The organism is Coleofasciculus sp. LEGE 07092 (assembly GCF_015207375.1).
In the GTDB taxonomy this organism is placed as follows: Bacteria; Cyanobacteriota; Cyanobacteriia; order Cyanobacteriales; family Coleofasciculaceae; genus LEGE-07092.
Window position 1 is genome coordinate 26,586 of the sequence record NZ_JADEWY010000059.1, and the last position, 11,551, is coordinate 38,136.

An 11,551-nucleotide genomic window follows, 5' to 3' on the forward strand; every position below is an offset into this window, starting at 1 on the left:
CAGCATAAAACCTCGGAAATTCATTGCTCAAAACGGTTTTTCTAATCCTGCTAAGAATCGTGGAACCGTCCAGAGTTGAAACCTCCGTGTTGTTTGGTAGGCGGCATTAAGCCGCTCACTTATGTACTTAGTTCGCTAAGGGGGAAAACACATCACCTCCATGATTTGAGTACAATCCGGGCAGAGCAATCTGCCCGATTTTCTTGGTAAAGGATAAGTTTAAAGATACTATAAACTCGGCAAGAGAAAAATGTTGTCGAATATTTTTGTACGAGGGAAGTTGTTTTCCTTCGTTGAGTTTTTTCCCAGTGGTCTGAATCCTAGAGCCGGAACTGAAGCACAAGCGTGTTGCCAGCCAAGAAAAAAGCCCTGGTAACTGATTGAGCAAGTTTTGATGTTGTCCGTTGAAGTCTTTCAAAAATATCAGTACGTTGAGTTGGTAGGTTCGGGGATTCATAAAAGGTTTGAAGTACCTGTCCTTGGCAGCAGAGGACTGCATTGTTTTACTCTTCCGTTGCTTCATCCGTTTCGACGCCAGCCGCGTTAGCTAGTTGTCGATGGAGTTCTTTGATCGTCACGCCGTCTTTGTCAGCTTGTAGGACTCGCTCTCTTAATTCTTCCACTGACCCCAGACAGTACATTTTTACAAATTCCTGTAGTTTGTCGTTGAGAACAGCTCGGTTGCTCCCATCTTCCACACGAGCAGCAGCAATATCTCTGATTAAAGTTCCCTTGCTTTGCTTTTTATCAGTAAATGCCCAACAAAGCAGTTGAACATAGTGCCAATCCCCGAACTCGGCACTTGTGATTCTCGTCGTAAACTTCGCCATTGGTAGAGTTGCTTCCATTGGTTCCATAAAAGTGTCACAACATTGCTGCAATCTTATGATATCTTTGTCTAGTCTAACTAGACTATAGAAAATTGCAGCAATGTAGGTGCAATAAATATTCAACCTCATTTGAGCCAAGTTTGATCTTGGTTCAGGAGTTGCAATTTTGTTTCCATGGGGGTGAATTTGGCATTTACTTCCATTCCCCATCGCCAGATTGTGACAATGAGTACTAGTCTGAGTCCAGAATTGCTCTGTCCCCGACAACCGAATTTACATCACCGCAGGCAACTGGCTGATGCCCACAGGGAGCTTTTAAAGATGAAGTCTGAGCCATTTCGTTTCAGGACAGAATGTATCGCTCTTCTGTCACTCTGGAAAAATTAAAATCGCAGCCAATTGATGAAAGTTTTGTGTAAGTCCTTACAGGCTGTCTGGCTCAATTCCCTGCTTGAGCAGCTTGGCACGCAAGTCTTCAAGTTGCTGCTCTAGTTGGTTAGCTCGCTGTTGTTCTTGTTCAGCTCGCTGCCGTTCTTGTTCAGCTCGCTGTTGTTCTTGTTCAGCTCGCTGCCGTTCTTGTTCAATGACATTCGCGGGAGTGGGCAAGCGGTTCCCCAGCTGGTCATACCAGTAGAGCCACTCCCTAGTGCATCCTTCATGAGTACCCCTTTCACAACCAATCCCTAGCTCTATTTCAGGCATCCACACTCTCATCCCCTCTTGACGCACATAGACCCCATTCACAAGGCGATAAACCTCAAATGGGTCATGCTGATCTCGTTTCCAGTAGTCAGGATTGTAGATGGTGTAGTAAAGCACACCCATCTCGGCATACTTGGTCATTTTCCCGTCGTACTCACCACCAGGCGTTCGAGAGACGACCTCTAACACCCACTGCGGTACAATGTCGTTCTCTTGCCAAAGGACGTAACTCAGTCGGAGCTTGCCACCTGTTTTGAACCGCTCGACTCCTAAACTGAGAAAGCCATCTGGTACAATCGCGTCTACACCTGGAGAGTAGTAGACCCCCATGTTAATTCCCAAAAACCAGTCCATGCGCTCTACCCATAGCCAAGCCAGAATTGCTCGTAAAAGATTGGGAATCAGGATTTGCAGTTCATTATCCACAGGGGTGTCGTCGGAGTCGGGTAGTTCTTCAGCAGTGGGAAGATATTGCAACGGGTTGTACTGTATCATAATGGCGCTCCTATCCCAGTACGATTAGGCTAACTCATTGTTCGTTGAAGCTGAGCGAAGCCGAAGCTTCAATTCAAGATTCTGAAATTGAAGCTTTTCTTGGAGTGTAAACTTCTCGACTTCAGGAGGTTTCCCTCGCGTAGCTTGATAAATTACACCGCGATCGCGTTCAACATCGTGTATTTTTAGGCATTTTTCTTTGTCATTGTAAACAGCTATGTATTCCCCAAGTAATACAGTGATTCGGTTTCCTAAAGAACTAGGTGGAATATCGTTAAGCTCTCTTAACGCAGATTTGGTTAACTTGGTTTCCCACTCCGGGCGCTCGTAAGGCTTGGCTTCTAAGTTTTCCTTGTTAAGCCCTTCGGCACCGCTCAGGGCAAGCCCATCGGTAGCCTGACGGTCGGAGGGTAATGCCGGAGCTTCTTTATTCCAAGTTTCGGGGAATTTTAGACTATCTTTATCAATGTGTAAAGTTGCGGTAGATGCTAAATTATTTTGCAGCGTTACCTGGAGTTCAGTCCCCGACTTATAGATTCCTGCTTTTTGTAACTTTTCACAACTTTCCTTGTCGATAACCCCTAGGGTTTTCTCCCCAATTTTTGCCACTGGTTTCTTTCCGTTGAAACTGAGCGAAGTCGAAGTTTCAAATGCTATTGTTAGCGTTGCCGGAGAGCTGGAAAACTCAATTCCCCCAAAATCATGCTTGCGCAACTGGGTGATTTTTAAAGTATTTCCCTTAGCTGTTGTTGCTGAACAGGAAGTGCTAGGTGCCGGGGTGATAGTGGCTTTTCCTGTAGTTCCGATGGGGGGATGGTAATCAAATTCTGATATGGGGGCAACTTGTTTTCCTTCAACTATTACCACTCGTTTATTAATATTAGGATGACCTTTCCTGGTTTCTAGGGCTATCTCGAAGTTAACCCTTCGACTCCGCTCAGGGTTAACCGTTTTATTATTTAACTTATCTCCCCATTCATTGGTGGGATGGTGAACGCCTGCAAGAGTTAATTCCTTGAATTGGAATTCCTTAACACGTTCTGCTACTTGTTCTGAAAAAATATTGAACGCGGTACTGGCTCTGCTGTAATTTTGGTAGCCCTTCTGCCTTGAGGCATGAGCTGCATCCCAAATGGCGGATTGGAGTGCCTTGGCTTTCTGAGGCAGCGCGTTGCGGGGGTTCCCCCCGTTGTAGCGACTGCCGTCAGGATTTTGGTTTCTGATTTGGTCAGCAAAATCATTGGCTCTGGCGAATTTGGCGTCAATCTCAGATTGGGTAATTCCTGGCTTCAGCTCAGTCTTGGCATTGAAAAGGGTCATTCGTTCTTTTAGCCCATGTTCCTTAATGGACTCCGGAGCGACTGTACCAACCGTTTCCCATTTGCCTTCTTGTGTTTGTGCGGCTCCCACCAATTTTCCCTCATTCCGCATTAATCGAATGTCTAGGGTTTCCCTAGTCCAGACTTCGGGGTGGTTAAATTTGCTGATGTCGGTTAAGGTGATTGATTTTCCAGAGGTGCTAGAGGTTACGCTCAGGTGGTAATTTGATTCAGTTTTGGAGCGTTCCTCTAGCTCTACGGCTTCTCGGTAAAGTGCTTTGTAAGTTTTGATGATTTCTTGAGCTTCTTCTAAGATTTCTGGGCTGAACTCCTTGGGGAAAAGGTTTCTAAACTGGTCAGTGGGCATCATTTCTAGATGGTTTTCTTGCCACTGCTGGTTTACGGCTTGCGCTAGAGCATCAATCGGGCTGAAATTTTCACTCTTTAATGGCTCGTTCAGAAAGGTGTTGGGATTTTTCTTGGCACTAATCCATGCCACGTCTCTGGCTTTTAGGGCTGTATCCGCAAACTCTAGGATGCTTTCATTCGGTCGGGCTGCACTTTTAGGTCCATCGGCTGCTGTCTGTAATTCGTTGCTGAGTAAGTTTACCGTCTCAAAAAGTAAATTTTTCCCCAGCTTGAGTACCTCCTGGGGGTTGTCGGCATTCTCAACAATCCCTATGGCTGAAGACTTTAGCGATTCGGCTTGCTGCTTCTTCTCATCAGGAATTTTGCTGATATCTTGGTTGGCGATGAGACGCGCCTTGGCGGTTAGCTTCTTGGTAAAGCCAGCTACTTTCTCAGGTGGCAGGTTGTCGATTTCGTTGTAGATGGCTACGGCTTTTTGGATCTGATTAGCAATTGTGCCAATATCATTCTGGCTGGCAGAGATAGCCACCTCCGCGAAGCTATTGGCTTGGTAGGGGATTTTGGTTGCCTTGATAACGTCGGCATGGCGATTCTCCGGGCGCTGACCAACTTCAATTTCAGCCGCAAGGGTGGGATATTTTGATGAGAGTTCGTAAGCCAAGCGATCGCCATCGAAATCTGCTTGTAAGTAAGCGGCGGCTGTCTTGGGGTGGATGTGGATTGTACCTTTTTCGGAGGCAAACTCTGGTAAGTGTTTGTTGGTGAGGGTGATGACGCCATTGGAGTTGATTAGAGGGCTGCGGGTGACAATGAGTTTTTCTCCCTCTGGGATATTGGGAACACATACCTCGTCTTCCTTGAGATCTAAACTGGGTTGTGCTAGAGCAGATTGGAACTCAATGCTACGTCCGGTGGCAATATCCAGCCATTCGTTTCTAATCAGGGGAGTCAGTCGATTGACGATATAGGGATGCTCCAGAAGCTGGGGATTCCCTTCAAGGGAGGCTTTTAGGAGATTATTAAATTTATTCTCCCTGGCTTCTTCATTTGTTCCAAATACTTCATCAAACCCACCTAACGCTTCATCTTTCTCGGCGGACATTTGCGCCCGTTTCTCGTTCTTCTCAACGATATACTGACTAATTTTACGAGGGTCGGATTGTATGGAAGCCAGTTTTTGGGCTTGGCTTTTGACAATGGGGAGAATGTCTGCTTGCACGCCTTTGGGGTAGTTGACCAGGATTTGAGTTCCAAGGCTGTGTTTGGAGCGTTTCGCTAGGGTTTTGACTCCAATCCCTACTGTAAGGTTGTATTCCCCCGGCTTGATTTTGGTTTCGTCCTTTCTACCCTTGAAAGAACTTGTCGCGATAACAAGGTCATAACCTGTTTTTACCTTGGTTGAACCGTCTGGATTCTTGGTAATTCGAGGTTCTCCTAGTGACTCCAACTTGTTAGAAGGAGCCAATGTTCCTTTCGCAATGCGGTAAACGTCATTCCCCTCCTGGGGAGAAATGCCCATGCGGAATTGGAATGGTGTATTTGTCCTCCCGGTGAGTTTCTCTGCCATGTCTGGGGTCATGCGTCCATAGCAGTCGCCCGTCATTCGCTTGGCTTCCTCATTTGGCATGACACCGCCGTTTTCTCCAGTCTCATCATCGACCACTAAAATGCGGACATCTTTAAGCTCCTTGAAGTCTTTGCAAGGTGTAAATACTAAGGAACCGTATGCAGCTCCGTCGCTCATGACTGGATAAATTTTATCCCTGACTTCCTCACTCGCAAAATAGACTTTTTTGCCGCTTGAAAACTCCGGTGTCATGTTGGGAAGTTTTAAGTCATTTGGGGTCGTTACATTTTCTTCAATTTCAGCGATCGCAAATTGAGTGTCTGGGAAAAAATATTCAGCCAGTGAATTATTGATCTCTTGGTATGTGCCTTTTCTGGTCTTGAGTTTTGGGTCTATGTGAGCAGCTATAATTGACACTACTTTAGTCCTTACTTTTTATGTCTATACGTCAAATTTGGGAAGTTCCTCCAGACTCCATTGCTGTCCCTGACCGTCTGGAAGGGTTGGATATTTACGATGCCCTGTCGGAAGATGTTATTGATATGGATGACCTCCCGGTTCGTTCAGGGTTGAAGCTTCGACTACGCTCAGCTTCAACACCGAGCGAAGTCGAGGTGTTGACCGATGAAGAGAAGCTGGCTGAGGAGCCTGATAGCCTGTACACTGAGTTTTAGCCCTTCGGCTACGCTCAGGGCTAAAGTTCTGGCTCGTTGTTTTTGTGTTTTACTTGGGTATTCTGGGGTGTTTGTGGTGGTTGCTCTTCCTTCAGGAAGGGATTATCGTGACCGCTCTCATAAAGCACCCCTTTAAATTTTTGGACACCGTTAAAGGTGTAAGCTTTGCCCAGTTTTGTCCCAGAGAGAACAGTTCCTTCCAGTTCGTAGGTCAACCCCTGCACTCGACCCGTTGACTGGAAATGGACTTTAGCTTTCACGTCCGACTCTTTTAGGCGCTTAATAAATTCGGGCATTGTGGGATTCCCTTCGGCACAGTGGTCGATTAGCTTAAGAAGTCGAATTTGCACAGGTACTTCTTTTGATTGTTCTCGCTGGAGCTTTTGCCACTGCCCGTTGGTGAGGTTTCTTTTCTCGTAATCCCAACTGGCTGTAACTTCGGTCAGGTTGAATTCTTGCTCTAATTCCCGAATGGCAATCTCAGAGCGTCTCCAGTCTCGCCATGCTGAGACTACCCTATGGTCGGTTTGTCGAACTCGGTTGGCGACAATGTGGTAATGCGGACGTGGCTTGTCTTCAAATTCGGTGTCGATATGCTTTACGGCTACCCACTGGCAGTCTCCAAAGCCAATTTTATCCAGGTATTGGTTGATGAGTTCTAACGCCTTTTGGTCAGACACATCATCTTCAGTGCTTGGGCTTAGACTGATATGGGCGACAGGTTGCTTCACCTTGGCGTTGAACTGGGTGATTGCACGGAATTCTCTGGCTAGCAACCCTGGTGTTTTCCCTGCCATATTCCCACCTAAGTACTGGGCATCGGGCTTTTCAAAGACATAGGCTAGAACACCAGAGAAGCCATTTCCTTTAACCGTTTTGCCTATCATTGAGTAGCAGCTCCAGTTGAACTTGTTTGACCAGACTGGAAACTTCCTCTACCACCGTGATTGCTTCCTCTACGTTTGGGATGAACTGACCGGATGCTAGAGCAGTATTCATCGCCCGAATTTGTTGGTTCAGATTTACTCCGATTTTTCCCAACTCCTTGGCAGTATCCAAATTGATTTGGGGTTGAGGGCGTGGAATTTGTCGGCGTTCTACACAACGTCGGATGAAATTACTCAAATCCATCCCTACTGATGCGGCTTTGTTGTTCCACGCAATTTTTTCGGCTGGGGTTAGCCTGAGTTCGTATCTGGCTGTGTAAGTTTTTGGACGGGACATGATGTGTGTGTGATGGTATTTTGCCTCGCAGAGCAAGCTGCCCACCCCGTTCCGTCCAGGAAGGGGGTCATCCGGTACGGATGTGGGCTTGGCTTGCTCCTTTGGGGGAAGCTATGCTGTTGAGAGACTATATCGATAGTACTGCCCGTCTCTGGGGAAGCCAACAAGTTTTGAGGAAATATACCGAGGGATGGATGTCGTTAAGCTGAAACAGCCTCAGTCCGAAATCTATCTAGCGGCAGATGTAGCCCTATAAAACCTGCCAGGTAAGCGTTGTAGGTTGCGTTACGGGTTACATCTATCTCTTGGTGCATAGATTTTTTAAGTACTCCATTGCAGTATTAAGGAGGAAATAGGTAGATGGAGGACAGGGAAAAACATCAAGGGGAGTCAAAATGGCTATGAAAAATTGTCTGTTTTGCCCTGTTTATTGAGAGTAGTAATCAATAAGCTGAAAACTTTGGGTTTAGGTTAAATTCTGTGCATGAGTGTTTTTCAGAATTTCCCTAATAGTTACCTAAGTTTCCCTGGTTTTCCCCTGATTTATCCTTAGCCTACAAATAAGGAAGGTTAAAGGAATTTTGCCATGGGGAAAAGTACGAGACCGCCAAATTTAACAATGACCATTGACTTTGGCGGGTCGCTAACCAAGGCTATTTTTGCTGATGCGTTTCTGAATGAATATCTTTTGGTGATGGAACCGGAAGTTATTTCTGTTCCGGCTGCGGCGATCGCCGCATACGAAGAAACCAAGCTAGGTAGCCCCGACCTAGCGGATGCGGCTTGGATTTCGATTGAAGATCACTCTTACGTGGTGGGGTATCTGGCTCAATCTAAGTTTCACGGGAATCCTGGGTTATCATCGCTCAAATACGAACGAGCGTTTCCTAAAGCATTAGCCGCTGTGTGGGTTGCGTCTAGAGTGCTAAAGCTTAAACGGAAGTTTACCGTGGCGTTAGCTATCTTGATGCCCTCGGCGGAATATGAGTCGGGTAAGCAGTTGTATCAGATGCTCTGGGATGGTTTGAAAAATTTTGATACGCCTACCGGAAAAATTAATGCCAATCTAACTCATTTTGATTGCAAACCAGAAGGGGGCGGCATTTATATGATGAGTCGCCAGAAAATGGGCGATGAGGCTAAACGAAAGACGATAGCCGTTGTGATGGTGGGTTATCGGAATGCTTCGGTTTTACTTTCCGAGCGGGGACAAGTCACCCAGCGCAAGACCTCTAACCTGGGCTTTATCAAAATGGTTGAGCAAGTGGAGGGGCGAATCACTGGTTTGCCTTCAACATCACAACTGGCTCGTGCGATCGCCTTGGCGGGAGTTCATGTCGAGTCTCGGTATTTAGAACCGTTGTCAATGTCGAGTACTCCTCAGACTCGCACCGAGGAAGTAGACCGACTGGTGATGGTGGTTAAATCCTGTCGGGATGAATATGCCTTGGCTTTACGCAGTTGGCTCAGAGAAGTCTTGCCGCGTCAGACCGATTTAGATTTGGTGGTACTGTGTGGAGGAACGGCGGAATACATGAAGCCGGAACTGGAGCAAGTATTCGATTATACGGAGGTGAGCTGGAATGCTGATATCCAGCTCCCAGACCATCTGCAAACGGAAGATTTGGGAAATCGACTTTGTGACGCTTATGGTACTCACCTTTATTTCAAGGGTGTGATTGCCAATGCTCTTCGTTTAGATTCACCTTCTGTTGTGGCGGCGTCTGGGTGATGGAGAAGTCTCAGAATGGTCAAGGGCAAGTCGATATCTATTTTCGGTTTCGAGCCTTGTCCAAAACACCGGATGGTATTTTGTTGAAGTTTCTCAAGAAACAAAAGGACACTGGTTTTTCCAAAGAGATGGTATTAAGGGCTGCACGCGCCTTTTGGCTTGCAGAAGCTTATCAAAATTGTGGAGTAAAGCAAGGGGCTGAGTTAAAAAAGCTGGCACAAAACATGATTTTGGTACTGGAAGATCAGGCGGCTTACCTTCGGGCTATGTTTAATCTCGAACGACCTTCGTGTCAGCAAATTCCATTCCCGATTTACGCCACTCCCCCAATTAATGCTGTACAAGCGCCACTACAAGAACCAACGCAAGAACTAGATAAAGTCCATCCGGTAGAAGAAGAAAGTCTAGCTTGGGGTTCTGTCCCTCCATTAGATACAGGGGGATTGTAATCAAGGATTTTTAACAATGCCTGGAGGCACTCGTGCAGCATGATTTTCGGTTTCGATTGCAACCTTTGAAGTCTAGTCCTGATACAGTTTTGCTTTCCTACATTAAATCACAAGGAAAAGCGTCAAATGATTTGGTGCTTAGGGCGATTCGAGCATTCTGGATGCCTTTTGCTTACCAGGATTGCGGAGAAAAGCAGGAACAGGACTTGAAATTGTTAGCTGCCAATATGGTGTTTGTCCTGGAAGACCATGCTAATTATCTCCGAACCACGTTCAATTTGCCTAGTTCGATGGTTACAGGAAAGCGATGGTGAAATGCAGTATAGCGTCTTAACTTTGGAGAATTTATGAGCCAAATACATTTCGTTGACGGCGAAAAGGGGGGAGTTGGTAAATCGTTTTTTACCAGGGCGCTTGTTTATCACTGTCTAGCCCGGAAGTTAAATTTCCACTTGATAGACAGCGATCGCTCGAACCCTGATGTTCATAAGCGCTACCCGGATATCTCTCAAACCATCTTCTTTAGTGAGGTCGAAAAGAAAAGTAACGATGCAGACAGAATCTTCGAGCTGTCTCTGGAAATGCCCTGTATCGTAAATCTTCCCAGCCAAATCGAGGTCATAGTCTCTGGTTGGATAGCACGTAACGGTTTGACTGATGAACTGGGCAAGGAATACAAGCTGGAAATCTATAAGTGGTTTGTCTGCACCGGGGGGCATGACTCGATTACCCTGTTTATCGAGTCCTGTGAAAAATTTGCCTCAAAAATTAAGCACGTTCTCGTCCAGAACTACTTCTCAGCCGATGAAGATGACTGGGAGATGATTTACCGGGAGTATCCCAAGCTGGAAGAAGTCATCAAAGCACATAATATCCCCACTTTAGCCTTCCCCCGGCTGGGAACCACGGATAAGAACCTAATCGACCAAAATCAGTGGACATTTGAGCGGACGGTTGACCGAGAGAATACGCAAATCGGTGCTTTGTCCAAGCAGCGGGTGGTAACGTTTTTGCGATCGCTCTCCCACAACCTAGACCAGCTTGGTATTTTCACCCCAGAAGCCTTTAAGACTCACTCGGCAAAAGCCAAGAAGCCAGCGGCATGAAACCTTCCCTGCTAGACAAGCTCCTCGATGGGCGGGATGAAGTGTTTAAGCGTAAAGTCCTTCATCTGGTTAGTCAGACGGGCTACTCAGAGAATGACCCGTTGTTTGTCATTCTTATCGTCACCGGCACATTGCAAACCTTGCTCAACGACAAGCCTGCCGAACTTGAGCAGATGTTTGACCGTTGGTTTGGTTCAGTCACTAAGTCCCTGGATTTAGTTGAGCAAGAAATTGTCGAACGTCAGAAAACTGCCATTGCGGAGGCGGCTGGCGACTTAATCAAAAAGGCTGAACGTCAGGAAGCGAGTCGATTTTTCAAGTCAATTTTACCAGGTGCGATCGCATCTTCTGTTCTGGTGGTGGTGGGGTTTGTCGCTGGGATAACCGTTCCCCCAGTGATGCAGGGAGGGTATGTGGCAGGGGAGCGTTTGACGGCTGAGGATGTAGAGGTGCTGCGATGGGCAAAGTCGAACGATGGGTTTTATGCAAGGCAGTTGCTGGAGTGGAATGCGGATTACTTAAAAGTGTGTGAGCGAGACATCGTAAATATCCCAGTGAAGTTGAAGATGGGGACACAAGAGGCGAAACGTGGATTTTGTCTTCTGTACACCAAACCTCCAGAGGAGAGATTCTAACGATGTCGAGCTACCCTTTAGTCTTGATTCCTAAAGTATTAGCAGATTTTCGCACTTCGGCAAGGCTCAGTGGACACACTTCGACGAAGCCTGTGGTTACGAGTCAACACGGCAGTCGCTACAACGGGAGGGACTTTCGCAACGCGCTACAGTCCTTAAAAAGCTCACGGGAATTGAGGCGTTCTATAAGAGGCTGGAAAACGTTCTACAACTTGCCCCGTCTCCTTTGTGGACGAAGCGGCAAGCTAAGGAAATGGCAAAGTGTCAGGTGCGCGATAAGTATCTGAAATCTAAACTCAACTGAGGATATTGAGATGAACATCCCACATTCCGCACTTCAAAATGTAGTATAACTGAAGTATGAAGGGCGCTCGCTAAAACGAGGTATTGGCTGAGTAAAAATACTTAGTTAATTAACGGAGCCAAGATTTGACTCAATGAATCAACAG

The 11,551-nt window shown here is 46.5% G+C and carries 13 protein-coding genes; 7 read left to right on the forward strand and 6 right to left on the reverse strand.

Annotation, left to right across the window (positions count from 1 at the left end; translation table 11 throughout):
- Window positions 1-127: 127 nt before the first annotated feature.
- The 4 genes from IQ257_RS15475 to IQ257_RS15490 all read right to left on the reverse strand — a co-directional run bounded on the left by IQ257_RS15475 (window position 128) and on the right by IQ257_RS15490 (window position 5,699).
- Window positions 128-457, reverse strand: coding sequence for a hypothetical protein (locus IQ257_RS15475; RefSeq protein WP_228060741.1), 330 nt, complete (start codon window positions 455-457; stop codon window positions 128-130).
- Between the two features lie 46 nt (window positions 458-503).
- Entirely contained in the window at window positions 504-857 is a 354-nt protein-coding gene (locus tag IQ257_RS15480; RefSeq protein WP_193878453.1) for a hypothetical protein, read from the reverse strand.
- Window positions 858-1,253: 396 nt separating this feature from the next.
- Window positions 1,254-2,027 carry a Uma2 family endonuclease gene (locus IQ257_RS15485; protein WP_193878451.1) on the reverse strand — a complete coding sequence of 258 codons (774 nt, stop codon included), beginning with the start codon at window positions 2,025-2,027 and terminating at the stop codon, window positions 1,254-1,256.
- A gap of 24 nt (window positions 2,028-2,051) precedes the next feature.
- The gene (locus IQ257_RS15490) at window positions 2,052-5,699 is read right to left on the reverse strand and encodes a hypothetical protein (protein WP_193878449.1); all 3,648 of its coding nucleotides are present in this window, start codon (window positions 5,697-5,699) and stop codon (window positions 2,052-2,054) included.
- Window positions 5,700-5,719: 20 nt separating this feature from the next.
- Between IQ257_RS15490 and IQ257_RS15495 the strand changes: the two genes are divergently transcribed.
- Window positions 5,720-5,956 (forward strand): hypothetical protein, encoded by a 237-nt coding sequence (locus IQ257_RS15495; protein ID WP_193878447.1) that lies wholly within the window; start codon window positions 5,720-5,722, stop codon window positions 5,954-5,956.
- A gap of 20 nt (window positions 5,957-5,976) precedes the next feature.
- On the opposite strand, the gene IQ257_RS15500 is transcribed toward IQ257_RS15495, so the two are convergent.
- Both IQ257_RS15500 and IQ257_RS15505 read right to left on the reverse strand, forming a co-directional pair.
- Window positions 5,977-6,843: a relaxase/mobilization nuclease domain-containing protein gene (locus IQ257_RS15500; RefSeq protein ID WP_193878445.1), complete on the reverse strand. Its 867-nt coding sequence runs from the start codon at window positions 6,841-6,843 to the stop codon at window positions 5,977-5,979.
- Complete coding sequence (locus IQ257_RS15505; protein WP_193878443.1) at window positions 6,824-7,180, reverse strand: plasmid mobilization protein; 357 nt, start codon at window positions 7,178-7,180, stop codon at window positions 6,824-6,826. The genes IQ257_RS15500 and IQ257_RS15505 overlap by 20 nt, the downstream gene beginning before the upstream one ends.
- A gap of 20 nt (window positions 7,181-7,200) precedes the next feature.
- On the opposite strand from IQ257_RS15505, the gene IQ257_RS15510 reads away from it, so the two are divergent.
- The 6 genes from IQ257_RS15510 (at window position 7,201) to IQ257_RS15535 (ending at window position 11,102) form a co-directional block, all read left to right on the forward strand.
- Window positions 7,201-7,389, forward strand: coding sequence for a hypothetical protein (locus tag IQ257_RS15510; protein ID WP_193878441.1), 189 nt, complete (start codon window positions 7,201-7,203; stop codon window positions 7,387-7,389).
- A 410-nt stretch (window positions 7,390-7,799) separates the two neighbouring features.
- On the forward strand, window positions 7,800-8,912 hold the full coding sequence (locus IQ257_RS15515; protein ID WP_193878439.1) for a ParM/StbA family protein: 1,113 nt from the start codon (window positions 7,800-7,802) through the stop codon (window positions 8,910-8,912).
- Window positions 8,912-9,361 carry a hypothetical protein gene (locus IQ257_RS15520; RefSeq protein WP_193878437.1) on the forward strand — a complete coding sequence of 150 codons (450 nt, stop codon included), beginning with the start codon at window positions 8,912-8,914 and terminating at the stop codon, window positions 9,359-9,361. The genes IQ257_RS15515 and IQ257_RS15520 overlap by 1 nt, the downstream gene beginning before the upstream one ends.
- Before the next feature lie 32 nt (window positions 9,362-9,393).
- Window positions 9,394-9,675, forward strand: a complete 282-nt coding sequence (locus tag IQ257_RS15525; RefSeq protein WP_193878435.1) for a hypothetical protein — start codon at window positions 9,394-9,396, stop codon at window positions 9,673-9,675.
- Window positions 9,676-9,708: 33 nt separating this feature from the next.
- Window positions 9,709-10,467, forward strand: coding sequence for a mobilization protein (locus IQ257_RS15530; protein ID WP_193878433.1), 759 nt, complete (start codon window positions 9,709-9,711; stop codon window positions 10,465-10,467).
- The gene (locus IQ257_RS15535) at window positions 10,464-11,102 is read left to right on the forward strand and encodes a DUF6753 family protein (protein WP_193878431.1); all 639 of its coding nucleotides are present in this window, start codon (window positions 10,464-10,466) and stop codon (window positions 11,100-11,102) included. Before IQ257_RS15530 ends, IQ257_RS15535 begins: the two co-directional genes overlap by 4 nt.
- Window positions 11,103-11,551 lie beyond the last annotated feature (449 nt).

What these genes read in the sequence shown, in the direction of transcription:
- IQ257_RS15535 (WP_193878431.1), top strand. Translation starts at nt 10,464, where the DNA reads ATGAAACCTTCCCTGCTAGACAAGCTCCTCGATGGGCGGGATGAAGTG.
- IQ257_RS15485 (WP_193878451.1), bottom strand. Translation starts at nt 2,027, where the DNA reads ATGATACAGTACAACCCGTTGCAATATCTTCCCACTGCTGAAGAACTA.
- IQ257_RS15475 (WP_228060741.1), bottom strand. Translation starts at nt 457, where the DNA reads ATGAATCCCCGAACCTACCAACTCAACGTACTGATATTTTTGAAAGAC.
- IQ257_RS15530 (WP_193878433.1), top strand. Translation starts at nt 9,709, where the DNA reads ATGAGCCAAATACATTTCGTTGACGGCGAAAAGGGGGGAGTTGGTAAA.
- IQ257_RS15500 (WP_193878445.1), bottom strand. Translation starts at nt 6,843, where the DNA reads ATGATAGGCAAAACGGTTAAAGGAAATGGCTTCTCTGGTGTTCTAGCC.
- IQ257_RS15495 (WP_193878447.1), top strand. Translation starts at nt 5,720, where the DNA reads ATGTCTATACGTCAAATTTGGGAAGTTCCTCCAGACTCCATTGCTGTC.
- IQ257_RS15515 (WP_193878439.1), top strand. Translation starts at nt 7,800, where the DNA reads ATGACCATTGACTTTGGCGGGTCGCTAACCAAGGCTATTTTTGCTGAT.
- IQ257_RS15520 (WP_193878437.1), top strand. Translation starts at nt 8,912, where the DNA reads ATGGAGAAGTCTCAGAATGGTCAAGGGCAAGTCGATATCTATTTTCGG.
- IQ257_RS15480 (WP_193878453.1), bottom strand. Translation starts at nt 857, where the DNA reads ATGGAACCAATGGAAGCAACTCTACCAATGGCGAAGTTTACGACGAGA.
- IQ257_RS15505 (WP_193878443.1), bottom strand. Translation starts at nt 7,180, where the DNA reads ATGTCCCGTCCAAAAACTTACACAGCCAGATACGAACTCAGGCTAACC.